The sequence below is a fragment of the Bosea sp. PAMC 26642 genome (assembly GCF_001562255.1).
Taxonomy (GTDB): domain Bacteria; phylum Pseudomonadota; class Alphaproteobacteria; order Rhizobiales; family Beijerinckiaceae; genus Allobosea.
The window spans coordinates 4,614,553-4,639,721 of sequence record NZ_CP014301.1; the positions used below are offsets into that span (position 1 = coordinate 4,614,553).

Here is a 25,169-nt window from a genome sequence, read left to right on the forward strand (position 1 = left end):
GAAAGGGGTAAGTCCATGGTCACAGCCGCCGCCCCTCGCCGGGCACCAGCACCATCGAGAAATACGGCGCCTCATCGTCACCCTTGTCGCTAAGCTTCGCCACGACCTGCTCGGCCATGGTCGCGCGCTCGACATAGATCGCGCGGTGAATCAGTCCCGCGGTCTTCAAGGCGCGGCGGACCTTGGGCAGGTTGCGGCCGAGCTTCATGATCACGGCCGCATCGGTATCGACCAGGCGACGGACCAGCTCGCCCTCGGGCAGCGTGCCCGGCAACACGGTCATCACGTCGTCGCCCCAGGTGATTGGCGCGCCGGCCCGCGTCCAGGCGCCGGCCATGCCGGTGACGCCGGGCACCACCTCGGTCGCAAAGCGAGGGCTCAGCCGCCGCCAGAGATGCATGAAGGAGCCGTAGAAGAACGGGTCGCCGTCGCAGAGCACGGCGAGCGTGCGGCCGGCCTCCATCTCGGCGGCCAGTCTTGCCGCGGCCTCGTCGTAGAAGGCGGTGATCGGCCCGTCATAGGCCGCCTCGCCGACCTCGGCCTCGGTCGTCACCGGAAAGGCGAGCTCGATCTCGCGCGCCGGATCGGGTGCGACCACGGCATCGGCCGTGACGCGGGCATTGCCGCGCCGGCCGCGTTTGCAGAAATGCACCAGCCGGTCGGCTTTCAGGATGATGTCGCGCGCCCGCACTGTCATGTAGTCCGGGTCGCCGGGACCAAGCCCCACGCCGAACAGCATCGCCTTTCCAGCGGTAGATTGGGCCGGTTCGAGCGTCACCGGCTCATTCCTTCTCTTGGGCCAGCGCATTGACGGCGGCAGCCGCCATTGCCGAACCGCCGCGCCGCCCACGCACGACGAGGAAAGGTACGCGCCCGTCATCGGCCAGCGCCTGCTTCGATTCCGCCGCGCCGACGAAGCCAACCGGAATCCCGATCACCGCGGCAGGCTTGGGCGCGCCGGCATCGAGCATTTCGAGCAGGTGGAACAGCGCGGTCGGGGCATTGCCGATGACGACGAGCGCGCCGCCGAGCTGCGGACGCCAGAATTCCATCGCGGCGGCCGAGCGCGTCGTGCCCATCTCGGTCGCGAGCGCCGGTGTGCGGGGATCGTCCAGCGTGCAGATCACTGCGTTGCCGGCGGGCAGGCGGGCGCGGGTGACGCCGTTGGCGACCATCTTGGCGTCGCATAGGATCGGCGCGCCTGCGCGCAGCGCGGCCTCGGCGGCCGTGCAAAAATCGGCCGACATCGCCACATCCTTGGGCAGGTCGGTCATGCCGCAGGCATGGATCATCCGCACCACGAGCCGAGCTGCGCTGCCCTCGAAACGCGACAGGTCGGCTTCCGCGCGGATGATCGCGAAGGAGCGCTCATAGATCGCCGCCCCGTCGTGGATGTAGTCGTAGCGCGTGTTCAAAAGCCCGGTTCCGATGTGCGGCCCGCCATCAGGCGGTCGGAGAGATCCTGTCCCGGCTGCAGACGCCGCAGGATTTCGGAAAGGTCAAGCTCGGCCAGGGCCGCATCGCGCGTCGTGCCTGCTATCACCACGCCATAGCGCCCGTCCCGCCCGACTAACGTGAGATCGGCAGCGGCAGAATGTGCGCAGGATTTGACGCAGCCCGAAATGTGCAGGGTCAGCCCTTGTGCCAGCAGCGGCGAAGCCACTTCGGCAAGACGCGCGGCGTCGGCCATCGCGTCAGCCTCCGCACGCAGGCAGGCCGGCTTGCCGGCGCAGGCCTGGATCGACAGCCGAGCGTCGCAGTCGTCCGTGATCAGGCCGAGGCGGCGCGCCTCGTCGAGCCAGGTTTTTGCCGCGTGAAGCGACAGACCGAGGCAGGCCAGCCCGCGCCAAGGCGACAGCCGCAACATGCGGGCGCCCAGCCGCTCCGCGCTTTCGCCCATCCGCGCCAGTGTCGACGCATCGCAACGGCCGAAGGGTAGTCCGACCATGGCGGCAAAGCGTCCCGTTCCGAGATCGAACAGTCCGACGCGGCGCGGTGCGGGACGGGGTGCCGGCGCATGTGTCTGTGGCAAGCCCGAGAGTCGTGCCTGTTCCTCGGCCGGCAGATCGCGCAGCCGGCAGATCGTGTCTGGCGCGCCAAGTTGGCGGGCGGCGAAGCCGCGCAGGATTGTCGCGACGGCCTTCGCCGCCTCCGCCAGCGTTGCTCCGAGCCAGAGGCCGCTCGGAAGACCGATCGCCACGGCGTCTCCGGACACCGCGACGACACGGATGTCGGCGGCGAACCCGTTGAGCGACATCGCCCCGCCGCCGTCGACGACGACGAGCGTCTTCGTCTGCAGGCCGGGGATGGCGCGGCCCGCGCGCTCGATTTCGGCGGCAAGCAATGCTGCGTCGAGGAAATCGCCACCGCTGTCATTCCGGGGCGCGGCGAAGCCGCGAGCCCGGAACCCATATCCGCCACCGCTAGGCAAAGATGCGCTGTCGTCGTGGCCGCTTTCAACAGGACTGAGGTTATGGGTTCCAGGCGCTTCGCTGCGCGAAGCCCCGGAATGACACGGTTGTGCCGTGCTTCCAGCGAGCGGCGAAACCAGAGCCAGCCGCTGCGGCCCGTCGCCGTCGTGCTCGTCGACGAGGCGTTCGCTCAACAGCGCCTCCACCAGCGCGGGATGGGTCGCCACACTGACGCCGCGCAGCTGCAGGTTTGCGCGTGCCGAAATCTCGATCAGCCCGTTGCCATGCTCGTGTGCCAGCGCGGCGATACGGACGATCTGACCCGGTGTCAGCACGCCGCCCGGCGGATGCAGCCGGACCAGCCAGCCATCGCCGGTCTCCATCGGCCTGAGTGTGCCGGGGCACCAGCCACGCCGCAGCGCCGCCCGCGTCTCGGGAGCTTTGGGAAGCGCACTCATTCCGCCGCCTCCCGCGCGAGGAAGGCGGCGACGGAATTGCGCCGGCTGGTCCAGAGCCCGCGCCGTCGTGCCTCTGCCAGCCGCGAGCGGATCGAGGCGGCAGCGGGCGCATTGGCGGCCTCGATCGCGCTCCAGATCTGCGCATCGGCGCACCAGGCCTGGAAGACGGCCTCGAATAGCCCGTCGGAGACCGCGTCCGTGCTGGCCGCGAAGACGAACAGCGTATCGACCGCCTCGGCCAGTTCCGCCGCGCCGCGCCAGCCATGGGCGAGGTGCGAGGCAATCCAGCGCGGATGCGTCAGCCGGCCATGGACGATCCGGGCGATATCCTCAGGCAGGGTGCGGGCGCGCGGCGCCTCGGGCATCGACGAATCGACACTGTAGAGCGCGGCCTTGCCGCCGAGCGCGGCGACGGCGGCGGCAAACCCGCCGATGACGTCGGCAGCGCTCGTCGCCTCCAGAATGTCGCGCCCGGGCGTGTCGCTGACATGGACGAAAGCATCGGCGGCTTTCACTCGCCCGACGAAGCCGGCATCGGCGGCGGCTATGCCCTCGGCCCCGCCATAGGCATGATCGGACGCCGCGAGATAGGCCTGCGCCAGATCGGCACGTCCAGCCCACTCCCCGTCAAGCGCCCGGTCGGCCATGGCCGCGCCGTAGCGGCCGGGCGCCGCACCGAAAATGCGCGCGCCGGTCTCGCCGCGCCGTCGTGCGGCGGCGGGCTCGTTCCACGCGTCGGGCTCGTCTAGCGTGGCAACGGCCCGTGTGGCGGCATCGAGCAGCGCGATCTGGCCCGGAAACGTGTCGCGAAAAGCGCCGGAGATGCGGATCGTCACGTCGAGGCGCGGATGCGACAGCTTCGGCTGCGGCGTGATCGCAAAGCCGGTGACCCGCGTCGAGGCATCGTCCCAGAGCGGCGCGACGCCCATCAGCGCCAGCGCATGGGCGATATCCTCGCCGCCCGAGCGCAGGGTCGGCGAAGCCCACAGATCCATCACGATCCGGCGCGGGTGGTCGCCATGCTCCTGCAGATGCCGCGCGATCACGGCGTTGGCCGCCAGCGCGCCGAGCCGCGCCGCAGCCCGCGTCGGGATCGCGCGCGGGTCGAGCGTCGAAAGGTTGCGTCCGGTCGGCAGCACGTCTGCCCGGCCGCGCTGAGGCGAGCCGGCGGGGCCGGGCGGCACGAAGCGTCCATTGAGCGCGCGCAGCAGGTTTTCGCGCTCATTTTGCGAAGAGACGGGATCGTGCGGTGCTTGCCCGAAGACGTGCAGCCCGTCGCGGAACGGCAGTTCGGCGATGTCGCAGAGATGCGCGTCGAGCCGAGTCAGAGCGTCGTTCATCGAGAGATTGGCTGTGACGCCGCAGGCCTCGCTGAGCCCGCTCGCCTGCGCCCGCTCGCGGATTTCTTGCGCCACGACCTCGGCCCGGCGCGGATCCATCACCTGTGCCTGAGAGAACTCCTCGACGAGATCGCGCAGTAGCGCCACCTCGCCGCCGGCTCCCGTGTCCGCGAGCGGCGGCGGCAGATGCCCGAGCGTGATCGCCGACAGCCTTCGCTTGGCCGGCGCGGCCTCGCCGGGGTCATCGACGACATAGGGGTAGATCACCGGAAGCCCCTGCGTGACCAGTCGCGGCCAGCAGGCGGCCGACAGGGCCACCGCCTTGCCTGGCAGCCATTCGGTGGTGCCATGAGTGCCGAGATGGATCAGCGCGTCGATGCCGATGACGGCACGCAAGCCAAGATAGAAGGCGAGGTAAGCGTGGCCCGGCGGCGCATCGGGATCGTGATAGCGCGCCTTGCGGTCGGGATCTGAATCGCGCGGCGGCTGCAGCGCGATGATGAGCTTGCCGCGCTGGACCGTGCGAAAGCGGAAGGCGCCATCGCTGCAGGCGGGGTCGTGGGCCTCATCGCCATGGCTGGCGATGAGGCTGTCGCGCGCGCTGACAGGGATCGTGTCGAGCCAGGCCCGGTAGGCGGCGAGGGGCACGGCGAAATTGGACGGGCCGGTGGTGAGAGCGTGCATCAACGCCGTGCCGCCCTCTTCTCCCTCCGCCCGCTTGCGGTGGGGAGGGCCGGGGTGGGGGGGAGAGTCCGAGCCATCGCCGTTTGCCGGCGTCGAGGCACGTCCTGCACGCCCCCCCATCCCTAACCCTTCCCCACCGCAAGCGGGGGGAAGGGGACAGGGCGGTGCGTTGAGGCGCTCAGCGCGATCTATAGGGCCGAGGTTGTAACCGGCCTCCGCCAGCAAACCGGAAATCTCCCTCACGCTCGCGGGCGTATCGAGTCCCACGGCAAACCCCGCCCGTCCGCCACGCGCAGGATAATCCGACATCACCAGCGCAAGCCTGCGCTCGGCCGCAGGCTTGGCGGCCAGCGTGATCCAGCCCGTCGCCAGATCGGCCAGCGCCGCGACGCCCTCCGGATCGGGCACCAGACGGCGGATCGAAAGCCCCGTCGCCGGATCGTCGATCTCGGCCTTGAACGCCACGGGGACCGCGCCGAGCCGCCCGTCGAACTCCGGCAACGCGACCTGCATGGCGAGATCGACGGCCGAAAGCCCGCGTGGCGAGGCGGCCCAGGCTTCGCGGGAGCTGCCCACGGGGACGGCCTGCAGGATTGGACAGTCGGCGGCGTCGAGCACGAAGCCCGCGTCGTCGCGGGCGGAAAAGGCGGTGGTGGTAACGATAAGCGATGGCCGGCGCTCTGCGATCAACGCGGCGAGTTCGCTGGTTACGGCAGAGTCCTTAAGGCTGGTCAGGGCGAGGATCAGCGGCGCATGGCCGCGCTCGGAAAGGGCGGCCGCGATCGCCTCGCCCATGGCGGTGCCCCCGGCGCCCACGCTGGAGCGGTAGACCAGGATGGGGATGAGAGCGCACTCGGCTGCGAGCGCTGCGAGTGCTTCGCGCCAAGGCAGAGGCGTCGCGCCGGAACCGAGCGCGAAGAGGGAGGGTAGCGGCAGAGGAGGCGGCAAACTCTGGAAGAAGCCAGGATCGGACAGATCGGGAAACCCCTCATCCGTCCCGGCTTCGCCGGGCCACCTTCTCCCGCAAGGGGAAAAGGGAAGAGCGGCGCCGGCTCCCTTCTCCCCCTGCGGGAGAAGGTGGCGCGCAGCGCCGGATGAGGGGTCGCGCTGTGCTATGAGAACAAGCTCGATCCCCGCCACCAGTCGCCGCATGTTCTCGACGCCGCCGGCCTGGAAATACGCCAGCAGCGCCTCGGCACAGGCCGCCGGCACCGTCCCGTATTCCGCCAGCCGCGCATCAGCCCGGTCGTCGCCCGGCAGCACCGCGAGCGCGACGCTATGCGCCCGACAGGCGGCGGCCAGCCGTTCGATGCCGTAGCGCCAGTAATCCAGCCCGCCGAGACAGCGCACAAGCACGAAGCGGCAAGTCGTCGCCGTCTTCTCGATCATTAGATCGACCGAGAGCGGATGTTTCAGCCGCCGCAGCGAGGCTAGACTGATCGAAAAGCCGCTCCCATCTACAGCGGCCGCCAGCGCCGAAAGGTCGCTGTCGGCATAGGACAGCACCAGCACATCTCCCGGCGGCAGGTCGAGATCGACGGCGTCCTCGCCGTCATCGAGCCTGATCTCGCTGGTCGGGAGGAGGTGCATGGTCTGGGCTTATCCGGCCAGGGCAGCAGTGACGGCCGCCTGGTCGAAGCCCTTCAGCCCGATTACCACGAGCCGCCCGTCGCGCGCCTCGCCTTCGCCCCAGGCCCGATCGAAATGGTGGCTGACGCGTCGGCCGACGCCTTGCACGACGAGCCGCATCGGCTTGCCGGGCACGCTGGCAAAACCCTTCAGCCGCAAAACGCCTTGCGCCTCGGCCGCCTTGCCCATCCGCGCCGAAAGCGTCTCGGGCGAAAGTCCGGCCGGCAGCGGCAGGGAGACCGAGTCGAAGTCGTCGTGGTCGTGATCCTCGCCCTCGCCGTGATGCGAGGGTCGCGCCGCAAGATCGCTCTCGGCGGCGGCGCTGAGGCCAATGATGAGCGCCGGCTCGACCTTGCCATGGTTGGTCTCGACGATCTTGATCGCCTTGGGCAGATGCGCGGCGATCTCGGTCTTGACGCGGGCCTTCGCCGCCTCGTCGATCAGATCGCTCTTGTTGAGCAGGATCAGATCGGCGCAGAGGATCTGGTCCTCGAACACCTCTTCCAGCGGGTTGTCATGCTCGACCGACGAATCCTGCGCCGCCTGCGCCGCCATCGCATCAGGATCGTCGGCGAACTGGCCCTCCGCCACAGCCGGTCCGTCGACCACGGCGATGACGCCGTCGACCGTGACCCGGCTTCGGATCGCCGGCCAGTTGAAGGCGGTGACCAGCGGTTTGGGCAGGGCCAGGCCCGAGGTCTCGATCAGGATGTGCTCGGGCGGATTCGGCCGGTTGAGCAGTTTCTCCAGCGCCGGCACGAAATCGTCGGCGACGGTGCAGCAGATGCAGCCATTGGGCAGTTCGACGACATCATCCTCGGTGCAGCCGGAAATGCCGCAGCCCTTGAGGAATTCCCCGTCGAAACCCAGATCGCCGAACTCGTTGACCAGCACGGCGAGGCGCTTTCCACCGGCGTTCTCAAGGAGGTGGCGTACCAGCGTCGTCTTTCCGGCGCCGAGGAAGCCGGTGATGATGGTGCAGGGCACCTTTGCGAGCGTTGTGGTCATGAAGTCGGTCCTTGTTCGCGGGCCACGAGCGGCGGCACGCGCGCGACCACGCCCTTGCGGAAGGGGAGCGGCCGTTCTTTCCAGGGAATGATGCCGTTGGCGCTGGCCGCATAGGCCTGTGCAGCGCCGACGATATCGTCGAGATGGGTCTGCGTATCGAGATCGCCGACGAGATAGGTCCATTTGCCGTCGGCCGCGAAGGCGACGGTGCAGGGCCGCTTGCAGACGGCGAGGCATTCGACGGCCAGCACCGCGATGCCCTCCGCGCCGGCGAGACGCCCGGTCAGCGCCTCCGCGAGGTCGAGGCCCGGCTGGTCATAGCCCTCGGCAAGGTCTTCCCTCACACGCCGGCAGGCGGTGCAGACATGGATCGTGAGGTCGCGCTGCGACATGAATCGCCTCCCGCGCTGGTCCCGTGAGATCGCGGACTTTGTCCGGTCGGGCCTGCGCGCATAGGGCTTCGGGGCGCGGCCCGCAAAGGCCGCGCTGCGTCAGGCTCTGGCGGCGCGGCGCGTGGCCCAGGGCCAGAGCACGCCGACGGCAAGTCCTGTTGATAGCCAGAGCGCGGCTTGGAGGCTGAGCGACAGCGCGGTGAAATGCGCCGCGATCTCTGCGGGCACCCGGCTCTCAGGCGCGGCCGGATGCGGCGCGCCGATGAGGTGAGGCACGAGCATCGCCAGCACCGCCAGAGCCCGCAGCCAGGTTGTCTCTATCCGCAGGAAGACGAAGAGCCCGCCCGCCGTTACCAGAGCGGTTGCGATCCACCAGATCTGGCGATGCAGCAATTCGGCTGCGGCGCTGCCCGGCAGTTCCGGTGCCAGCCCGGCTGCCGGCACCAGTCCGAAGGCGAGGAAGCCGCAGGCCGCCCAGGCGAGCGCCCGCCTGTCGTCGATCGTTTCGCCCGCCGCGATCATGCCACCGAGCAGCAGCGCCGCGAAGCCGATCGCGGTCGCGACCGTGACGAGCGTGGTGAATGCCGTGCGCTGGAGTCCGTCCTCCGGCTTCCACTCGGGATGCTCGTGTCCGGCAACCTCGCCGGCAGGACCGTGGGCAAGGATGATGCGGGCCTGCCCGTCGAAGGCGGCGAGTGATGGCGGCGCAGCGCGCAGAGCCGCCTCATAGGTTTCCGCCTTGAGGATCAGCGGAGTTGTCGTGACATGCTGGAGCGCGGCGATGACGAGCCCAGCCAGAAGCCCGGCCAGAAGGCTGACCGTGAGAACGCGATTGACCATGTCCGTTCCCTCAGTGACAGGGGAAGGCGAGGGTGTGGCGCGTATCGTGGGCGGCGTTGTGGATGCTGGTCGAATGCGCGAAGCCGACCGTGAAAACCAGCACCGCCCCGAGCGCGAGGGCAGCAGCTGCCGCCTTCACCCGTTCGGAGACGCTGCCTTGGGAGGCGATTGAAGCAGTGTTCATCATGAGTCTCCTGGCCGCCCCGCCGGCGGCCTGTTGGATTGCGGATACGACGACGGCAGGTCTCCTGGCTCGCGGATCAAGACGTTTCGCGCCGCCTTCCCGGGATCGCTCCCAGTGGCCGATGGCGCAAAACTCACCGCTTACAGTTGCGGGGGCAGCCGCGGTATCTCACCGCGTTCCCTTTTCACCCCGTTGCCGGGGCACCGTCGATCATGATCATTAGCCATGTGCGGGCGCCTGTGCAATGCACTCGCTAGCTTCCTTCCAAGCCCTCATCCTGAGGAGCCGCGAAGCGGCGTCTCGAAGGATGCTCCAGAGCGCGCTGGAGCATCCTTCGAGACGGCCTGACGGCCGCTGCTCAGGATGAGGGCTTGTTTTTGCGAAGAGCCACGATGATCGAAAGCCTGCCTAATCTCACCCTCGTCCTCGGCGGCGCCCGCTCGGGCAAGAGCCGCCATGCCGAGGCGCTGATAGAGGCGTTCTCGCCGCCATGGCACTACATCGCAACGGCGCAGGCCTATGACGACGAGATGCAGGCGCGGATCGCCGAGCACCGGGCACGCCGCTCGCAGGACTGGATCACGATCGACGCGCCGCTGGCGCTGCCGGAAGCAATTCGCAGCGTGCCGGTCGGTCAACCGATCCTGGTCGATTGCCTGACGCTCTGGCTGACCAACCTGATTCTGGCGGAGCACGACACCGCCGCCGCGGCGACCGAGCTGGTGGCAGCCTACGAGGCCGCGGCCGGTCCCGTCGTGCTGGTCTCCAACGAGGTCGGCCTCGGCATCGTTCCCGACAATGCGCTGGCCAGGCGCTTCCGCGACGAGGCCGGTCGGCTCCACCAGCGCCTTGCGACGCAGGCCGACCGCGTGGTCTTCATGGTCGCGGGACTGGCGATGCAAGTGAAATGAAGAAGCTGAAGTGATGACGATCGATACGGACGAAGCCGCTCGCCACAAGGCGAAGATGGAAAAGCGCAAGGCGGTCCAGGACGCCGAGGTCGCCAGCAAGACGATCGAGAAGGGTCTGCTGATCGTCAACACCGGCCCCGGCAAGGGCAAGTCGACGGCCGCTTTCGGGCTGATGCTGCGCGCCCTCGGCCATGGCTGGCGCGTCGGCGTCGTGCAGTTCATCAAGGGCGCCTGGGAGACCGGCGAACGCAAGGCGCTCGATGCTTTCGGCGAGCAGATCACCTGGCATACCATGGGCGAGGGCTTTACCTGGGAGACGCAGGACAAGGCTCGTGACATCGCCGCCGCCGGCCGCGCCTTCGAGAAGGCGAAGGACCTCATGGCGGATCCCGGCATCCGCCTGCTCGTGCTCGACGAACTCAACATCGCACTGCGCTACGACTACCTGCCGCTCGACGAAGTCGTCGCGACGCTCGCCGCCCGCCGGCCCGACCTGCACATCGTCGTCACGGGCCGCAACGCCAAGCCCGAACTGATCGCCGCAGCCGACCTCGTTACCGAGATGACGCTGGTCAAGCACCACTTCGCGGCCGGCGTGAAGGCGCAAGCTGGGATCGAGTTCTGAGCGTTTAGCCGGTCGGTATCAGGTGAAGAGCAGCGGCGCCGCCGAGGACGGAGTCGATCCTGATCTGCGTGTCGAAGGTTGCAAGTTGGCCATTCTTCGAGGCTGCCAGGGCCAGCAGATAAGTGTCAGTGACCTCTCGCGAATGACGCAATCGCGAAAGATCGACAATGGCGTCGTCGAATAGGCTGATGGCGTCCGGCCAGAAACATGGCCGGGAACGGAGCGGAGTTTGCTGAGAATTCGCGCCACGCCGGCAGGGGATGATTGCGCCAGCGGGAAGGGATAACGTGCATTACCGAGAATGCGCACCACGCCGTTCTCGACGATAGGACACGTTGCCCAGGAGTTCCTAGCGTTGGCCGAAAACCAGTCATGAGCGGCCGAGGAATGAACGTGCAGCGGGTTGATCAGCGCGATCAGAACGTTGACGTCGAGCAGATACGTCACGGCTCTTCGTCGCGAAGCGCGTTGACCAGTTCCAGTGTGACTACCACGCCGGGTCGGCTCGGCAATTGCGGAAATCCGTTGCGATAAGCGATCTCAGGCTCCGCCGGCAATGCGCGCCGCGCCAACTCAGAGATAACCTCGCCGACGGTGCGGTCCTGTTCCTGCGCCAGCTTTTCCGCCGCGCGGACGACATCGTCGTCGATTGCCACATGCGTGCCCATGATCGCCTTCCCATTGGCTTTGGCAGGCATTCTACCTTAACGGTCGCCCTGCGGTAAGATGCGCGTCCTCATGCGTTCCGGAGCATCGATCCAACAGCGACCCCGACCGCTGCCAGCCCCCACAGCAACCCGCAGGCCCGGCGATACAGCCGCAGCGCACGCCGGATGTCCGCGGCAGTCGCCTCCGCCCGCCCGTCCCCCATCCAGCCATCCTCGACGGCGATGTCGCCATAGATGCGCGGTCCTGCCAGCCTTAGCCCCAGCGCGCCGGCCATCGCCGCTTCCGGCCAGCCGGCATTGGGTGAGCGGTGCTCGCCCGCGTCGCGCTTGACCGCGCGCCACGCGCCGCCGGCGTCGGCCTCAGCGTCCAGCGCCGCGGCTGCGACCAGCAGCAGTGCCGTCAGTCGCGAAGCCGGGAGATTGATCAGGTCGTCGAAGCGCGCTGCCGCCCAGCCGAAGGCGAGATGGCGCTCGCTCTTGTGGCCGATCATCGAATCGGCGGTGTTGGCTGCCTTGTAGAGCGCAATGCCGGGCAGGCCGCCGAGGCCAAGCCAGAAGGCGGGTGCGACGACCCCGTCGGAAAAATTCTCGGCCAGGCTTTCGGTCGCGGCGCGCGCCACGCCGGCTTCATCCAGGCTTTCGGGATTGCGCCCGACGATCATCGCCACGGCCTTGCGCCCTTCCGCCAGCCCGCCGTGCTCAAGGCCGTCGGCGACGCGTGCGACGTGCTCGTGCAGGCTGCGCTGCGCCAGCAGGCTCGAGGCGAGAAGCGCCAAGGGCAGCAGGCCGAGCAGCCCCAGCATCCGACAGAGTGCCGTCAGGCCGAGCGCTACAGCCAGTGTCACCGTCAGCAGGATCGCAAGCGCCAGCACGCCGGCAGCCTTGCGAGCCGCCAGGGATGCCGTCTCCCAGTTCAGCCTGCGGTCGAGCCATGAGATCAGCGCGCCTATCCAGGTGACGGGATGGCCGATCCGCGCATACAAGCCCTGCGGGTAGCCGAACGCGGCCTCGATCGCGAGCGCGGCGAGCAGCAGGGGCAGGGTGTTGGGCAAGGTCATGCGGGGCGGGGATAATCGTGGCTGAGGGGACAATCTGGCATGGTGGCGATCTGGCGCAGGCGCAGGCGCTGTTTCCCGATGCACCAAAACCCTGGATCGATCTCTCCACCGGCATCAACCCCATTCCCTATCCGCTTCCGGAGCTGCCGTTAAGCCTATGGCAACACCTGCCGGGTTCGTCCGACGAGGCGGCTTTGCTGGCTGCAGCACGAGCGGCTTACCGCGTAGCTGATGGAATCGGCATCGTTGCGGCTCCCGGAACGCAGATCCTGATCGAAATGCTGCCGCGCCTCGTTGGCACTGCGCGCGTCGCGGTGCTGGGGCCGACCTATGCCGAGCACGAGGCGGCCTGGCGCAAGGCCGGCGCCGATGTCGTGATGGTCTCCGATCTTGGCGAGACCGGCGAGGCGTCGGTGACCGTGCTGGTCAATCCGAACAACCCCGATGGGCGAGTCGTGCCGACCGGGGCGCTGCAGGACCTCGCCGCGCAGTGCAGGGCGAAGGGCGGGCTTCTCGTCATCGACGAGGCCTTTGCCGATTTCGCCCCCGAGACCAGCATCCTTCCCACTCTGCCGCCTGGCGCGCTCGTGTTGCGCTCCTTCGGCAAGACCTATGGGCTGGCTGGCCTCCGGCTTGGTTTCGCCATCGGCGAGCCGCCGCTCATCGAAGCGCTGCGCTCGGCGCTCGGGCCTTGGGCGGTTGCGGGACCGGCGCTGCATGTCGGCGCGCTGGCGCTTCGCGATACGCGATGGCTGATGCAGGCAGGCGCAGACAGACGCGCAGACGCCGCCCGGCTCGACACGCTGCTCGCTCGCCATGGCCGAGTTCTTGGGGGGACGGCGCTCTTCCGGCTCCTGGCAACACCCGACGCCCCCCCGCTCTTCGCTCATCTGGGGCGGCAGGGGCTTTATGTCCGACGTTTCCAGAACGACGCGACGTGGCTGCGTTTCGGCCTGCCCGGCGATGCTGCGGCCTGGGCGCGGCTGGAAGCGGCGCTGGTCTCCTTCTCGCACTGATCCACCTGGCGTTGCGCCCATGCGCTGACTGCCGGGACAACCCGTCGATAAGGCAATAACCTGAACCGATCCGATAGCCGAGGACCGTAACGCAATGCCGACCCTGCCCCGAGACAGCGAACTGACCATCGGTTTCGCCCACGCCGCCTATCAGTTGCAGGACGAGTTCCTGACGCGCGGATCGGCGGCGAAATCCGTCGAGATGCGCTCTCTCGACGAGTTGAAGGCGCGAGCAGCCGAGCTCGACGTGCTTGTCGTCTCGGGCCTGTGGCGCAACGAGTTGATTGCGGCTGCGCCGAAACTGCGCTTCGTCCAGTCGGTCAGCGCCGGCACCGACCAGTTCGACAAGCCGGCTTTCTCGGCGGCCGGCATCCGGCTCGCCAGCGCTCAGGGCGCCAATGAGCGCGCCGTCTCCGAACATGCGATGGCCCTGATCCTGACGCTGACGCGCCAGATCCACCTTGCCCGCGACAACCAGACGACCCGGCATTGGCGTCCAATGATCGGCGATCGCAGCATCAGGGAGGACGAACTCGGCGGCAAGACGCTGGTCATCGTCGGATTGGGTCGCATAGGCCTCAGGCTGGCTGCGCTCGCCGGCGCCTTCGGCTTGCGCGTCATCGGCGTGCGCCGACAGCCCGAGCCGGTCGCCGGCATCGAGGCCATCGTGCGCCCCGACCAGCTGCACGAAGTCATTGCGCAGGCCGACATCGTCGCCTTGACCTGCCCGCTGACCCCGGAGACGGAGGGGCTCATCGACGCGCGGGCGCTCGCCGCGATGAAGCCTTCGGCCGTGCTGATAAACGTCGCGCGCGGCAAGGTCGTCGATGAGACCGCACTCTTGGCCGCCTTGACCGATGGCCGCATCGCCGGTGCCGGTCTCGACACCTTCCACGACGAGCCGCTGCCGCCGGCATCGCCGTTCTGGGCGCTGCCCCAGGTCGTCGTCACGCCTCACAGCGCGGGAGAGACGCAGCGCTACGAGGCCAATGTCGTCGATCTGCTGCTCGAGAATCTCGGCCGGCTGGGGCGGGGCGAGACCTCCCTGCGCAACCAGATCGTCTGAGTGATGCAGGTTGCTTCAGGGTCGTGAGAGCCTGCGCCACCGCCGCCGCACCTCGTCGCGGAGGCGCGCGACGGCCTGATAGGCGGCGCTTGACCTGACCCAGGCAAAAATCCGGACGCGGATCGACGTGAGCAGCGTGATCGCCCATGCGAGCCAGCCATAGGTCAGGAGCTTGGCCCGTCCGGCATGGTAGATGCGCTCGACGATCACGAAGCTTGCAAGATAGGCCAGCGCCAGGATCGAGACGCCCGCCGCGACTTGTCCCCGGCCCATCAGGAAGAGCCCGACGATCTTCAGCGGCTCGACCACCGCGAAATGGGCCGCGAGCAGGATCAGGATGACGAGGCGCGGTAGTCCCGCGATCCAGGCCTCGATGCGTGCGACGATGCGCAGGCCCGCCAGCCATCGTGCCAGGGGCCGGTAGAGCGGCCGCGCGATCTCGTCCAGCAGAACTGCCGCGGTCAACACGCCCTGCAAGACCAGCTTGGCTGCACGCCGCGGCAGGTCGAGTGGTGAAGGCGATTGCATGGCAGGAAATTCCCTCGTCACGGTCGAGATAGCGGGACCGATCAGCGGCCGCGCGCATCCTCGCGTATCATTCCCGAAGCCTTTTCCGCGATCATCATCGTCGGCGCGGCGGTGTTGCCCGAGGTAATCGCCGGCATCACCGAGGCATCGACGACGCGAAGGCCTTCGATGCCGCGCACGCGCAGCCGCTCGTCGAGCACGGCGCCCGTGTCGCCGTCGCGACCCATGCGGACGGTGCCGGCGGGATGGAATATCGTCGTGCCCAGCACCTTTGCAGCCTCGAGCAGCGCCTCGTCGGAGGTCGCGGCCGGGCCTGGACTGTGCTCCTGCGGCCGGAAGCGGGCAAGCGGAGCCTGCGAGACGATCCTGCGCGCCAGCTTCAGCGCATCGACCGCGACCCGCCGGTCCTCCTCGGTCGCCAGATAGTTCGGCGAGATCGCCGGCGCGTCCTCGGCCCTTGGGGTTTTCAGATGGACGCTGCCGCGGCTCGATGGGCGAAGGTTGCAGACGCTGGCGGTGAAGGCACCGAATGGGTGAAGGCCGTCCCCCCATTTGTCGAGCGACAGCGGCTGGAAGTGGAACTCGAGATTGGCGGTGGTATAATCGGCCGAGGATTTGGCGAAGGCGCCGACCTGCGAAGGTGCCATGGTCAAGGGTCCGGTTCGCATCGCGGCATATTCCAGCGCCATCAGCGGCCGTCGCCAGAGTTTTGCATAGTCGCTGTTCAGCGTGCGAACGCCCTCGACCTTGTAGACCGGCCTGATCTGGAGATGGTCCTGCAGGTTCTCGCCGACGCCGGGCAGGTTCGCGACCGTCTCGATGCCAAGCGCCTGCAGACGGGCTCCGTCGCCGATACCCGACCGTTCGAGGATCGCCGGCGATCCGACGGCCCCGGCGCTGAGCACGATCTCGCCCGAAGCCTCGGCCCGCAGTTTCTCGCCGGCATGGGTGAACTCGACTGCTGTCGCCCGGCCGTTCTCGACCACGACGCGTTCCACCAGGACGCCGATCTCCAGCCGGACGTTGCCGCGTTCGAGCGCCGGCACGAGGAAGGCGCGGTAAGAGGTGACACGCCGGCCGCGCCGCTGGTTGACCTGGAAATAGGCCGACCCTTCGTTGTCGCCGGTGTTGAAGTCCTCGATCTTGGCAATGCCGGCGCTTTCTGCTGCGTCGCGGATGGCGTCGAGGATCGCCCAACGGATGCGCGGATGCTCGACACGCCATTCCCCGCCGGAACGGTGCATACCGTTCTCGCCGGGTGCAATATGGTCCTCATGCTTGAGGAAGAGAGGCAGGACATCGTCCCAGCCCCAGCCCGAGAGGCCCATCTGCCGCCAGCCGTCATAGTCGGCGGCCTGGCCGCGCATATAGATCATGGCGTTGATCGCCGAGCTGCCGCCGACCACCTTGCCGCGCGGATAGGCCAGAGCCCGGCCGCCCAGGCCTTCCTGCGGTTCGGTCTGGAACAGCCAGTCGGCGCGCGGATTGCCGATCGCATAGAGATAGCCGACCGGGACGTGGAACCAGATCCAGTCGTCCTGCCCGCCGGCTTCCAATACCAAGACCCGCTTTCTGGGGTCGGCAGACAGTCGGTTCGCCACCACGCAGCCGGCCGAGCCTGCCCCGATGACGATATAGTCGAAGGTGCCGATGGTCCTGCATTCAGACATGGTGTTTCCCGCGTGCCGGCGGGCGATCCCGCTCTCATCGACTGCGAGCGATAGTCGCAGGACAGCCTTGCCGCAATGGCGCGGAAGGCAGGCGCAGGTGCACAGTGGTCGTGCGGGAAACGGCCGGGCCGGCGGCCAAGGCCTGCATTCTAGCGGTTCAAGTTGCGACGTCCTTCTGCCCGCAAAACGAGCGCGCATTGCCGGTCCACTGCCCGAAGCCGGTCGTGACCATGTTGCGGATAACGGTGCAGACATAGCGCTTCTGGGCCGGGTTGTTGTGCGGGCCGGCATGATAGCGCGCCACCGCCATGGTCCAGCTCGTATGCCGCGCCTTCAGGCGTTTCAGGAATTTGGCCGAATACTCGACGTTCAACGACGGTTCGAACATGGCGTCGAGGCTCGGGAACTGGTCGCGGTGATAGTGGTGGTTGATCTGCATGCAGCCGATATCGATCAGCTTCTTGCCGCTGGCCCGCGCCGCGTTGAATTCCGCCACGGCCTCGGCCTTGGTCGCGCCGAAGAAGGCGCGGCCATGGATGTTCAAGGCATAGGGCTGGAGCGAATTGCGCCGGCCGCTTTCGGTCAGGCCGACGGAGTAGAGCACGCCGAGCGGGATGTCGTAGGCGTTCGACACGCGGATCATGTGCTCCTCGCAGACCGTCTGCGCCGCCGCCGGCGTCGCCAGGCTACAGATAGCGATGAGGGTCGCGGCCGCTGCGGCCCGCAGGGTCCAGGTCATGGGCGTCGTCCTTGCTGGTTGCGTCGGGTGTCCAGCCGCCGCGTCGCGGCTCCCGCTGGTGTTCGCCTTGGCGGGACTGGTCGAAGCCGCGCCCTTGGCGTTGGTCCGATGGCTCGTTTGGGCTGCCGCCTTGCCCGGAGGCCTGCCGGTCGGGGGCCAGGCCGTCGATATGCACGGTCTCGACCGAGACGGCATCGACCGAGAAGCCGCTTGCCTTGACCACCTCGCGCAGCGCGTCCTTGTCGTTGGCCAGCATCCGGGCGGTCTCGGCATTGCTGGCCTCGATCCGGATCTCCATGCCGCCCTGCGTCAGCCGCATCTTGACGAGGAGGCTGCCGAGTTCGACGGGACGCAGCTCGAGATGGAGGATCTTCGTCGGGGCGGCGATCTCGGTCGGTTTGCTCGCGTCGAGCTCCGGCACGTCCTCTGTGCGGGCCGTCGCCAGTTCGGCCGCCGCCTGCCTGATCGGCTCGACCACCTGCTGGAACGGCGACAGCCGCATGACCGGCGGCAGATAGGTTTCCTGCTTGATGACGGTCACCGAAATCGGCTTGGCGGCTTTGGCCTCGGGGTCTTCTGTCTTTGAAGAGCCCTGTTTGTCGTCGACCAGAGCGCTCAGAGTGGCGAGGGCGTCGGCGTCCGGCGTCGTGCCGATCGGTGCATCTTCGCTCGGCATGGCGATTCCCGGCAGCATGTCGGAGGACAGTCCCTCCATGCCAGTCCCCTGGTTCAGGCCCATGCGAGCGGCGTTTCGCTCGGCAGCCGTCAATGCGCTGCCGAGCGCGGCCATCGCGTCGCCGCGTTTGCTCCCCGGCTCCCTGTCGCGCATGTCGAGCGATTCACGCGGAGCGACGGAGGCCTGCAGCGCGCCGAGCAAGAGTCGGGTCGCGGCGTCCGCGCCGCTGCCGGCCGCCATCTCGGTTCCCAGCTGCTGTTGCGCGCTTTCCAGGGCGAGGCCTGCGTCGGCGCTTTGGTCAGTCTCGTCCTGGGTCGATGCCGCATCCGCTGCTTTCTCGCCGGCGGTACCCGTCGCTTTGCCGTTGACGCTCAGGAGCAGGGCGCTGAACGCCGAGCCGCGCTCGTCGCGGCCCATAGCCCGACCTTTTGCGTCTTTCCCGGCAAGACCCGCCAATCCGGCGGCGATCTTGCCCCCGCGGGTCTGCGGAGGAAGGGGGGTGTCGAGTTGGCTCATGGCGTCGAATCTCCCTTTGTCGGCGGGTCGAGGAGGGCCTGAGCCTGGCCCAGGCTGCGCTCGGCTGCAGCCACAAGGCGCTTCACGCCGGGGTCGAGGTCCGAGGGCTCCGGCGTCCCGCTCGGAGTCGCAGTGGCGCTCGCGGTCCCGTCGACGATCTGGGCGGCGATCCGCAACGCGGTCCGATGGATCTCCTGCTCGACCGGTGCCAGCCGATGCGGATCGATCCGCTTCAATGTGTCGAGCGCGCCGTCGCCCCGGTCGAGCGCGATCCGGGCGGCGGCCGTATAGAGGGAGGCGCGGGCGACCGTCGCCTGATCGCCGCCCGGCAGCTTGGCGACCTCTTCGGCGGCGCGGCGCGCCTGCTCGAAGCGTCCCTTGACCAACGCATCGCGCGCGATGATGAGCAGCACGGCCCGCTGCTGCTCCCGGTCGAAAGCCCGCAAAGTCGCAACCAGTTGCGGAAACTTGGCGGGATCGCGTCCGATATCGAAACTGACGAGCCCCGTCGCGAAGGACTGCCGGAAATTGTCGGCATAGACCGAGCGGTCGAAGCGGCGGATGTATTGCGCGGTCGCCTTCTCCAGCCGGTCCAGCTCGTTGATCTCGGCAGCGATGAAGACGGCTCGGCGCAAGGCCCCCTCCTCGACCAGGGAGCCGGGCGCGAGCAACCGAGCCTGGTCGAGCAGCTTCAGGGCCTGTTTCTGGTCGCTGCGCATGATCAGCGACGCCTGGACGAGTGCGAGTTGGCCTGCCAGCGATTCATGCAGGCCCGCCGGATCGAGCGGCATCAGCAGGGTTTTCGCCTGGGCGAGGTCGCCCATCACATAGGCGAGCGCGCCCGGCGCGAGCCCTGCCGGCAGCCCTGCCGGCTCGCCGCGTTTCAGCAACTCCTGCAGGACGCCCGGTTGGCCGCCGCTCAACACATACTGCACGATGGCGCGCGTGTTGCGGGGATCGGCCCAGACCGTCGCATCCTGCTGCATCAGCGGCTGTTCGAGGTCGCGCAGCAGCCGGCCCTGCGCCGCATGGGCCGCGCGATTGCCCGTCGCCGCTTCGTTCTGGAGCGATTGCAGCGTCCGCATGAGCTGGTAGGGCTGTGGCACCGAGCTGGCCGTGCCGTCCTGCGCGAAAGCAGCAGGCGTAGCGAGCAGACACAGCAGCAGCACGCCGCAGAGACGATGTGCGATCCCGATCATGCCCGCTTCTCCCGGATCAGGATTTCGATGCGGCGGTTCTCGGCGGCGTTCGGATCGCTGGCGCGCGGCTTGCGGCTGGCATAGCCTTCGACATGGTCGATCCGGGCCTCGGGAATGCCGCCCTGGATCAAGAGGTCCTGCGCGACATGGGCGCGCGCCGTCGACAACCGCCAGTTGTCCTGCCGGGGACCGCGGAAACGGCGGGCATCGGTATGGCCGCGAATGATGATCGCGCCCTCGCGCTTGCTCAGGACGGCTGCGATGCGTTGCATCGCCTCGACCGTCTCGGGCTGCGGATCGGCTGAGCCGATCGCGAACATGCCGAAATTCACATTGTCGGTCAGGCTGATCAGGACGCCTTCGTCGGTCTGGCGGACTTCGACCTCGGGCGCGGCAGCGCCTGGTTTGGCGGCTTTTCCGTCGGCGATCGCCGAGGCGATGGCGCGGGCCACCGCGTCGTTTGCTTGAGTCTTCTCAAGGCCGGTCTTCGCGGTCGCCTGTGCCTCCGGCCCGGCCGCGCTGCGCGGCGTCATGGCGGCCGCGGCGGAAGGCGGCAGCACCGACGCCAGAGCCGTCTTGCCGGATTCTCTCGCTGAATTCGCCAAAGCCAGTTCGATGCTTGCAGGCGGCTCGACCCTGGCCGTGTCCGTCGGGGAGGTGGGCTGCGCCGCTGCGACGGGTGCGTTCGCTGACGCTACCGCCACTGGCGCAGCGTCGCCTGCCCAGGCTTCCTGCTTGCTCGGTTTGTCGGTCTGCGGGGACTGGCGCCAGAAATTTGGGTCGAACGGGTCGCGCATCGCTTCGCCGCCGTTCATTCCGGGCTTACCGGTCGCACCCAGCGTCAGGGTCGAGGCCCGGTCGGAGCCCGGCTCGGGCTTGGCCGCCGCAAGCTCCGCCAGCACGGCATAAGGGTCCTCGAAAGCAGCCTTGCCTTGCTTGGGATCCTTGAGCGCGGCGCTCGGCCGCCGTTCGGTGCCGGATTTCGGAGCGCCGGCCTGGTCGCCGTCGAGGCGCGAGACCTGATCGACCTCGCCGGGCTCGGCATCCTGCGGGTTGCGCACGCCCTTGCGGTCGGAAGTCGTGTCCGAAAGCCGGATCGGGTTGAAATATTGCGCGACGGTCGTGCGCGTCTCGCGGTTGGTCGAATTGACCAGCCAGAGTACCAGGAACAGCGCCATCATCGCGGTCATGAAGTCGGCGTGGGCGATCTTCCAGACGCCGGTCTTGGGCTGGTCGGCCACCTTGCCGGCGCTGCGGCGGATGATGATCACCTCCTGGCGGTCCTTTTCCATGATCGCGTGTTCCGCTTCTCTGCTGCCGGGAGATTCAGTTCGATGCCGGTCGGCGGCGCCGGTCGGGACCCTTGCCCTCGAGCTTGGCGACCCAAGCGGCGATGCGGGTTTCGATGGTCGTGTCGGCGGTCACGATGGTAACCTCCGTATCGTCGCTCTCGACGAATGCGACCGCTAGGCCCTCCGGGAACACGCCACGCAGCGTCGCCAGCAGGAGCACGGGTCCGCGGATGCTGATCGCCGCGCCGTCCGATCCGGCCAGAAGCGGGCCGATCTGGGCGATCAGCGCGCGGCTGGCGGCATCGCGCAATTCGGCTTCCAAGAAGGGCTGCAGCAACTTCCCGACCCTGTCGGCCAGGCTCTCGCCCAGCGCATGAAGCACCTCGGGAATCTGTGTCGCGAGCGGGGCGGCGACCTCCTCGGCCCATTGCTGCCGGGCCTGGGCAAGCGCGGCTGCTGCTTTCTCAAGATGGTGGTCGAGCTCCTGCTGCGCCTGGGCGCGCGCCTCGGCGAGGCCTGCCTGCCGGCCGCTCTCGAAGATCGCGTCGAGGTCGGGGGCCGGTTCACGCGGCGTCTTGAGCAGGAAGGACGGCAGCTCGATCGGGGCGGGCTCGGCGACCGCGATCTCCTCGACGACGCTCGCGAAACTGATCTCCGGGCCGTCGAAGCTGGGGATGAAGTCGGAGGCGGGGCGATGTCTCACGCGCGCTCTCCTTCCTGGATCCACTGTCTCAGGATCGCGGCCGCCTGGGCCTCGTCGAAGTCGATCAGCTGTTCCAGCTTCTTGATCGGCGAGCGCTGGGAGGCATGGGTGAGATCGCCGATCAGGTTCACTCCCGCGCCAGCGGCGGCGAGCTGGGCCTGAAGGTCGATGGATTCAGGCGGAACCTCCGTGGTCAGCGCCGCGATCGCCGGCGTGGCGGGCCGCTTGAGGATGGCGTTGATCGAGGGCCGCAGGCCGAACCACATGATCAGCGCGGCCAGGCCCAGTATCGTCACCGCATTGATGATCGTGCCCGACTGACGCATCAGGGTCTCGCCGATGCCGATCGGCGGGGCTGCCTCCAGCGTGCGGTTGCCCTGCAGGAAGTCGACGGCGAGCACCTTGATGTTGTCGCCGCGCGTATCGTTGACGCCTGCCGCCGAGCCGACCACCTGCCTGACCTCGTCGAGCCGCTTGTCGATCTGCTCCTGTGACGGGGATGGCCCAAGCGATTCGATCAGGCGCGGCCGGTTGATCAGCACTGCGATCGACAGCTTTGCAATCGAATAGCCGTCGCTGACCGTCTGCGTCTTCTTCGACGAGATCTCGTAGTTCGTCAGCTCTTCGCGGCGCTGCTTTTCTTCGCTGGAGCGCTGGCCGCCATCGGCCCGCACCGCCCGCTCGGGCACGTTCTGCTCGACGGTCGTCGGCTCCTGCGTCGCGGCATTCTGCGAGGTGTCGTTCTCGCGCACGACACGGACCGAGCGCTCGACCTTGGAATCGGGGTTGAACACCGTCTCGCTGGTCTCCTTGCGGTCAGTGTTCAGGTCGGTGGCCACGCTGATCTCGAAATTCTCCAGCCCAAGATAGGGTGTCAGCGCCTTGCTGACGCTGTCCTGGATGTCGCGATTGACGTTCTGCTGCAGGCCCGCGAGCTTGGAGGAGGCCATCTGGCTGGCATCGCCGCCGGTCGCCAAAATGGTGCCGTCGGTGTTGAGCACCGTGACCTTCTCGGCCGAGAGGCCCGGCACGGCGGAGGCCACGAGGTGGCGGATGGCCTGCGCGATGCTGCTCGAGCCGGAGCTTTCCGTGCGCACCACGACGCTGGCCGAGGCCGGCTGCTGGTCGCGTCGGAACGAGCCCTTGTCGGCGAGAACGAGATGGACGCTGGCAGCCTTGACGCCGCGCATCAGCTGGATCGTGCGCGAGAGCTCGCCTTCCATTGCGCGCACGCGGGTCACTTCCTGCATGAACGAGGTCAGGCCGAGCGAGCCGAGCTTGTCGAAGAGTTCGTAGCCGCCGCTGCTGCTGCGCGGCAGGCCCTTTTCGGCGAGCAACATGCGCGCTTGCGGCGCCTGCGTCGGCCGGACCATGACCTGCGTGCCTTCGGCGTTGACGTCGTAGACGACGCCGGCTTCCTGCAGGGCGGCGCCGATCCGGTTGACGTCCTCGCGCTGCAGCCCGCTGTAGAGCACCGTCATCTCGGGGCGGCTGAGATAATAGGCGCTGGCGCCGATCGCGGCGAAGACGAACAGCCCGATCGCGGCAAGCGCTGCGAGGCGCTTGTGCCCGAGCTGCTGGAGGTTGAGCCAAATTTCTTCAGCGTATTGCCGGCCTGGCATCGTCGTTCCTTCGCGCTTGGGGCGTGATGTCGGACAGTGTCGGTGGCCAGCCTTGCGCTAGCCTTGCGTCGGGGCTCGAAAGCGAAAAGGCCACGCTCCGTGAGGAGCGTGGCCCGTTGCGTGGACGGTGAAGGAGAGCGTCAGCCGCGGAAGAGCGACAGGATGCTCTGGCTCGCGCCGTTGGCGATCGACAGCGCCTGGATACCGAGCTGCTGCTGCGTCTGCAGAGCCTGGAGGCGGGTCGATTCGGCGTTCATGTCCGCATCGACCAGCTGGCCGACGCCGCGGTCGAGCGAGTCGACCAGGGCCTTGACGAAGTCCTGCTGCAGGCCGATGCGGTTCTTGATCGCGCCGAGATTGGTCGCCGCGTTGGTGATCGAACCGAGGGCATCGTCGACGCCCGCGATATAGGTCTCGAGCTTGGCCAGGTCGGCTGCGTTGTCGGTCAACTTCGAGATATCGATGTTGGCGACGCTGAAGACTTCCCAGGCGGTTCCGTTATAGGCATCGTAGGACTTGTCCAGGATGCCCTTGCCGGTCTCCGTCGCCGGAGCGGTGGCCAGCGCCGCCGGAGCAGTCAGGCCGCCGTTCAGCACGATGGTGACGCCGGCAGGCGCGCCATTCACCGAGGCGCGATTGGCGAACTGGAGCTGACCGCCGCCGACAGCGACGGTCAGACCGTCGATGCCGAGCTTCATGATGTCCTTGGCGATGCTGTCCAGCGTCGATGTGGTCGTCGTCGCGACGTTCACGGTGGCGCCGGTACCGACCTGGACCGTGATGTTGCCGGCAACAGCCACGAGGGTGCCGGCGCTCGCGCCGGTGACCACGTTGGTCAACGGGGTCGCGTCAGCCTTCTTGTCGTAGAGCTTGATCGCCTCGAGGTCGACGGTCACCGTGTCGATCTGGACCACGCCACCGGCGCGGGAGAAGGACGAGACGACCGATTTCGTCGAGTTGTAGCTCGTCGAGTTGGAATCGACCGAGATCCAGTTCTCGCCGTTGAAGACCGCGCTGTCGCCGGTGTTCTTCAACTGCTTCTGCAGTTCGGTGATTTCGCTCTGGATCTTGCCACGATCGACGCCGGGTGTACGGGCGGCGGTCAGTTTGGCCTTGATCTCCGAAACGACCTCGACGGTGCCGTTCAGGCCCGTATACATCGTGTCGATCGTCGCGGCGCCGAGGCCGAGAGCGTCCTGGACGGCGCCCAGGGCCTTGTTGTCGGACCGCATGGTGGTGGCGATCGACCAGTAAGCCGCGTTGTCGGACGCGGTCGACACACGCTGGCCGGTCGCAATCCGGTTCTGCGTCATGTCGAGTTTCTTGTTCGTCATCGACAGCGTCTGCAACGCGGTCATGGCGGAGGAGTTGGTGAGAAGGCTCGTACCCATAGCGATGTTCCTCAATCTGGAAGGGGATTGTTGGGGAACATTCCGGATTTCAACCGGGATGGCAGGGCGGCATCATGCCTACGACGCGGGGGACGAACCCATTCGGTCGTTCTGCCATGAGACAGTTGTAGCTGGCGTAGCTTGCGTGGGGCTGGTGCATGGCTTCCGATCCCAGGATGGCCTAAAATCCCCGCCTCGCGGCTTGCAAGGCCTTAGGGGCGATCACTGATGACCATCAAGCTGCTGCATCCGAGCTTTGCGATTCATCCTGGTCCGTGGCTGAAGGGCGAGTTCATCGAGCCCTTCGGGCTGAGCGTCACCGTGGCCGCCGAGAAACTGGGCGTTACCCGTCAGGCGATGAGCAATCTCCTGAACGGCAGGGCCGGGCTCTCCGCCGAAATGGCGATCCGGTTCGAGAAGGGCTTCGGCGTGCGCGCCGACACACTGATGCGGATGCAGGCGGCCCATGATCTCGCTCAGGTCCGCGCCCGCGAGAAGGATATCAAGGTCGAGCGTCTTGCGGTTGCGGCATGAGGTGCGAAG

24 protein-coding genes, 1 pseudogene and 1 riboswitch are annotated in these 25,169 nt (G+C 67.8%); of the genes and pseudogenes, 5 read left to right on the forward strand and 20 right to left on the reverse strand.

Annotated features, from left to right (window positions below):
• Window positions 1–19: 19 nt before the first annotated feature.
• The 8 genes from AXW83_RS22075 to AXW83_RS22110 all read right to left on the reverse strand — a co-directional run bounded on the left by AXW83_RS22075 (window position 20) and on the right by AXW83_RS22110 (window position 8,946).
• Window positions 20–739 (reverse strand): precorrin-2 C(20)-methyltransferase, encoded by a 720-nt coding sequence (locus AXW83_RS22075; protein ID WP_236841983.1) that lies wholly within the window; start codon window positions 737–739, stop codon window positions 20–22.
• Between the two features lie 43 nt (window positions 740–782).
• Entirely contained in the window at window positions 783–1,415 is a 633-nt protein-coding gene (locus AXW83_RS22080; RefSeq protein WP_066617370.1) for a precorrin-8X methylmutase, read from the reverse strand.
• On the reverse strand, window positions 1,412–2,869 hold the full coding sequence (locus tag AXW83_RS22085) for a hypothetical protein (protein ID WP_082767321.1): 1,458 nt from the start codon (window positions 2,867–2,869) through the stop codon (window positions 1,412–1,414). The genes AXW83_RS22080 and AXW83_RS22085 overlap by 4 nt, the downstream gene beginning before the upstream one ends.
• Complete coding sequence (gene cobN / locus AXW83_RS22090) at window positions 2,866–6,483, reverse strand: cobaltochelatase subunit CobN (RefSeq protein ID WP_066617375.1); 3,618 nt, start codon at window positions 6,481–6,483, stop codon at window positions 2,866–2,868. Before cobN ends, AXW83_RS22085 begins: the two co-directional genes overlap by 4 nt.
• A gap of 9 nt (window positions 6,484–6,492) precedes the next feature.
• Window positions 6,493–7,530 (reverse strand): cobalamin biosynthesis protein CobW, encoded by a 1,038-nt coding sequence (gene cobW / locus AXW83_RS22095; protein ID WP_066617377.1) that lies wholly within the window; start codon window positions 7,528–7,530, stop codon window positions 6,493–6,495.
• Window positions 7,527–7,922, reverse strand: a complete 396-nt coding sequence (locus tag AXW83_RS22100; protein ID WP_066617379.1) for a DUF1636 family protein — start codon at window positions 7,920–7,922, stop codon at window positions 7,527–7,529. Before AXW83_RS22100 ends, cobW begins: the two co-directional genes overlap by 4 nt.
• Window positions 7,923–8,021: 99 nt before the next feature.
• A complete protein-coding gene (locus AXW83_RS22105) occupies window positions 8,022–8,762 on the reverse strand; it encodes a CbtA family protein (RefSeq protein ID WP_066617382.1) in 741 nt (246 codons plus the stop codon).
• 10 nt (window positions 8,763–8,772) lie between these two features.
• Window positions 8,773–8,946 carry a CbtB domain-containing protein gene (locus AXW83_RS22110; protein WP_066621057.1) on the reverse strand — a complete coding sequence of 58 codons (174 nt, stop codon included), beginning with the start codon at window positions 8,944–8,946 and terminating at the stop codon, window positions 8,773–8,775.
• Window positions 8,947–8,983: 37 nt separating this feature from the next.
• Window positions 8,984–9,168: riboswitch (cobalamin riboswitch) on the reverse strand.
• A 170-nt stretch (window positions 9,169–9,338) separates the two neighbouring features.
• Here AXW83_RS22110 and cobU point away from each other — a divergent pair.
• Together cobU and cobO are read left to right on the forward strand one after the other, a co-directional pair.
• The gene (gene cobU / locus AXW83_RS22115) at window positions 9,339–9,857 is read left to right on the forward strand and encodes a bifunctional adenosylcobinamide kinase/adenosylcobinamide-phosphate guanylyltransferase (protein ID WP_066617386.1); all 519 of its coding nucleotides are present in this window, start codon (window positions 9,339–9,341) and stop codon (window positions 9,855–9,857) included.
• 13 nt (window positions 9,858–9,870) lie between these two features.
• A complete protein-coding gene (cobO, locus tag AXW83_RS22120; protein ID WP_066617390.1) occupies window positions 9,871–10,482 on the forward strand; it encodes a cob(I)yrinic acid a,c-diamide adenosyltransferase in 612 nt (203 codons plus the stop codon).
• Between the two features lie 4 nt (window positions 10,483–10,486).
• On the opposite strand, the pseudogene AXW83_RS22125 reads toward cobO, so the two are convergent.
• From AXW83_RS22125 to cbiB, 3 genes and pseudogenes are all read right to left on the reverse strand, one after another.
• Window positions 10,487–10,929: pseudogene (locus AXW83_RS22125) on the reverse strand (TA system VapC family ribonuclease toxin).
• Complete coding sequence (locus AXW83_RS22130) at window positions 10,926–11,150, reverse strand: ribbon-helix-helix domain-containing protein (RefSeq protein ID WP_066621059.1); 225 nt, start codon at window positions 11,148–11,150, stop codon at window positions 10,926–10,928. Before AXW83_RS22130 ends, AXW83_RS22125 begins: the two are co-directional and overlap by 4 nt.
• Before the next feature lie 68 nt (window positions 11,151–11,218).
• Window positions 11,219–12,208: an adenosylcobinamide-phosphate synthase CbiB gene (gene cbiB / locus AXW83_RS22135; RefSeq protein WP_066617392.1), complete on the reverse strand. Its 990-nt coding sequence runs from the start codon at window positions 12,206–12,208 to the stop codon at window positions 11,219–11,221.
• A gap of 17 nt (window positions 12,209–12,225) precedes the next feature.
• Here cbiB and cobD point away from each other — a divergent pair, with 17 nt between their 5' ends.
• Both cobD and AXW83_RS22145 read left to right on the forward strand, forming a co-directional pair.
• A complete protein-coding gene (gene cobD / locus AXW83_RS22140; protein ID WP_335339326.1) occupies window positions 12,226–13,224 on the forward strand; it encodes a threonine-phosphate decarboxylase CobD in 999 nt (332 codons plus the stop codon).
• 94 nt (window positions 13,225–13,318) lie between these two features.
• Window positions 13,319–14,290 carry a D-2-hydroxyacid dehydrogenase gene (locus AXW83_RS22145; RefSeq protein ID WP_066617396.1) on the forward strand — a complete coding sequence of 324 codons (972 nt, stop codon included), beginning with the start codon at window positions 13,319–13,321 and terminating at the stop codon, window positions 14,288–14,290.
• A 15-nt stretch (window positions 14,291–14,305) separates the two neighbouring features.
• On the opposite strand, the gene AXW83_RS22150 is transcribed toward AXW83_RS22145, so the two are convergent.
• The 9 genes from AXW83_RS22150 to AXW83_RS22190 all read right to left on the reverse strand — a co-directional run bounded on the left by AXW83_RS22150 (window position 14,306) and on the right by AXW83_RS22190 (window position 24,626).
• Complete coding sequence (locus tag AXW83_RS22150; RefSeq protein ID WP_066617398.1) at window positions 14,306–14,818, reverse strand: hypothetical protein; 513 nt, start codon at window positions 14,816–14,818, stop codon at window positions 14,306–14,308.
• Window positions 14,819–14,859: 41 nt separating this feature from the next.
• Window positions 14,860–16,488, reverse strand: a complete 1,629-nt coding sequence (locus AXW83_RS22155; protein WP_066617401.1) for a GMC family oxidoreductase — start codon at window positions 16,486–16,488, stop codon at window positions 14,860–14,862.
• 157 nt (window positions 16,489–16,645) lie between these two features.
• Window positions 16,646–17,227: a transglycosylase SLT domain-containing protein gene (locus AXW83_RS22160; protein ID WP_066617405.1), complete on the reverse strand. Its 582-nt coding sequence runs from the start codon at window positions 17,225–17,227 to the stop codon at window positions 16,646–16,648.
• On the reverse strand, window positions 17,175–18,419 hold the full coding sequence (locus AXW83_RS22165; protein ID WP_156640297.1) for a flagellar hook-length control protein FliK: 1,245 nt from the start codon (window positions 18,417–18,419) through the stop codon (window positions 17,175–17,177). The genes AXW83_RS22160 and AXW83_RS22165 overlap by 53 nt, the downstream gene beginning before the upstream one ends.
• On the reverse strand, window positions 18,416–19,618 hold the full coding sequence (locus AXW83_RS22170; protein WP_066617411.1) for a hypothetical protein: 1,203 nt from the start codon (window positions 19,616–19,618) through the stop codon (window positions 18,416–18,418). Before AXW83_RS22170 ends, AXW83_RS22165 begins: the two co-directional genes overlap by 4 nt.
• Entirely contained in the window at window positions 19,615–20,910 is a 1,296-nt protein-coding gene (locus tag AXW83_RS22175; protein WP_066617414.1) for a MotB family protein, read from the reverse strand. Before AXW83_RS22175 ends, AXW83_RS22170 begins: the two co-directional genes overlap by 4 nt.
• Window positions 20,911–20,944: 34 nt before the next feature.
• A complete protein-coding gene (locus tag AXW83_RS22180; protein WP_066617417.1) occupies window positions 20,945–21,613 on the reverse strand; it encodes a hypothetical protein in 669 nt (222 codons plus the stop codon).
• Window positions 21,610–23,235, reverse strand: coding sequence for a flagellar basal-body MS-ring/collar protein FliF (fliF, locus tag AXW83_RS22185; protein ID WP_066617420.1), 1,626 nt, complete (start codon window positions 23,233–23,235; stop codon window positions 21,610–21,612). Before fliF ends, AXW83_RS22180 begins: the two co-directional genes overlap by 4 nt.
• 140 nt (window positions 23,236–23,375) lie before the next feature.
• Entirely contained in the window at window positions 23,376–24,626 is a 1,251-nt protein-coding gene (locus AXW83_RS22190; protein WP_066617423.1) for a flagellin N-terminal helical domain-containing protein, read from the reverse strand.
• 228 nt (window positions 24,627–24,854) lie between these two features.
• Here AXW83_RS22190 and AXW83_RS22195 point away from each other — a divergent pair, with 228 nt between their 5' ends.
• Window positions 24,855–25,160 carry a HigA family addiction module antitoxin gene (locus AXW83_RS22195; RefSeq protein ID WP_066617426.1) on the forward strand — a complete coding sequence of 102 codons (306 nt, stop codon included), beginning with the start codon at window positions 24,855–24,857 and terminating at the stop codon, window positions 25,158–25,160.
• The last annotated feature ends 9 nt before the right edge of the window (window positions 25,161–25,169 follow it).

Excerpts from the sequence above, each read along its gene's own strand:
- AXW83_RS22075 (WP_236841983.1), bottom strand. The coding sequence starts at position 739 with ATGCTGTTCGGCGTGGGGCTTGGTCCCGGCGACCCGGACTACATGACA.
- AXW83_RS22085 (WP_082767321.1), bottom strand. The coding sequence starts at position 2,869 with ATGAGTGCGCTTCCCAAAGCTCCCGAGACGCGGGCGGCGCTGCGGCGT.
- cobN (WP_066617375.1), bottom strand. The coding sequence starts at position 6,483 with ATGCACCTCCTCCCGACCAGCGAGATCAGGCTCGATGACGGCGAGGAC.
- cobW (WP_066617377.1), bottom strand. The coding sequence starts at position 7,530 with ATGACCACAACGCTCGCAAAGGTGCCCTGCACCATCATCACCGGCTTC.
- AXW83_RS22100 (WP_066617379.1), bottom strand. The coding sequence starts at position 7,922 with ATGTCGCAGCGCGACCTCACGATCCATGTCTGCACCGCCTGCCGGCGT.
- AXW83_RS22105 (WP_066617382.1), bottom strand. The coding sequence starts at position 8,762 with ATGGTCAATCGCGTTCTCACGGTCAGCCTTCTGGCCGGGCTTCTGGCT.
- AXW83_RS22110 (WP_066621057.1), bottom strand. The coding sequence starts at position 8,946 with ATGAACACTGCTTCAATCGCCTCCCAAGGCAGCGTCTCCGAACGGGTG.
- cobU (WP_066617386.1), top strand. The coding sequence starts at position 9,339 with ATGATCGAAAGCCTGCCTAATCTCACCCTCGTCCTCGGCGGCGCCCGC.
- cobO (WP_066617390.1), top strand. The coding sequence starts at position 9,871 with ATGACGATCGATACGGACGAAGCCGCTCGCCACAAGGCGAAGATGGAA.
- AXW83_RS22130 (WP_066621059.1), bottom strand. The coding sequence starts at position 11,150 with ATGGGCACGCATGTGGCAATCGACGACGATGTCGTCCGCGCGGCGGAA.
- cbiB (WP_066617392.1), bottom strand. The coding sequence starts at position 12,208 with ATGACCTTGCCCAACACCCTGCCCCTGCTGCTCGCCGCGCTCGCGATC.
- AXW83_RS22145 (WP_066617396.1), top strand. The coding sequence starts at position 13,319 with ATGCCGACCCTGCCCCGAGACAGCGAACTGACCATCGGTTTCGCCCAC.
- AXW83_RS22150 (WP_066617398.1), bottom strand. The coding sequence starts at position 14,818 with ATGCAATCGCCTTCACCACTCGACCTGCCGCGGCGTGCAGCCAAGCTG.
- AXW83_RS22155 (WP_066617401.1), bottom strand. The coding sequence starts at position 16,488 with ATGTCTGAATGCAGGACCATCGGCACCTTCGACTATATCGTCATCGGG.
- AXW83_RS22160 (WP_066617405.1), bottom strand. The coding sequence starts at position 17,227 with ATGACCTGGACCCTGCGGGCCGCAGCGGCCGCGACCCTCATCGCTATC.
- AXW83_RS22165 (WP_156640297.1), bottom strand. The coding sequence starts at position 18,419 with ATGAGCCAACTCGACACCCCCCTTCCTCCGCAGACCCGCGGGGGCAAG.
- AXW83_RS22170 (WP_066617411.1), bottom strand. The coding sequence starts at position 19,618 with ATGATCGGGATCGCACATCGTCTCTGCGGCGTGCTGCTGCTGTGTCTG.
- AXW83_RS22175 (WP_066617414.1), bottom strand. The coding sequence starts at position 20,910 with ATGGAAAAGGACCGCCAGGAGGTGATCATCATCCGCCGCAGCGCCGGC.
- fliF (WP_066617420.1), bottom strand. The coding sequence starts at position 23,235 with ATGCCAGGCCGGCAATACGCTGAAGAAATTTGGCTCAACCTCCAGCAG.
- AXW83_RS22190 (WP_066617423.1), bottom strand. The coding sequence starts at position 24,626 with ATGGGTACGAGCCTTCTCACCAACTCCTCCGCCATGACCGCGTTGCAG.
- AXW83_RS22195 (WP_066617426.1), top strand. The coding sequence starts at position 24,855 with ATGACCATCAAGCTGCTGCATCCGAGCTTTGCGATTCATCCTGGTCCG.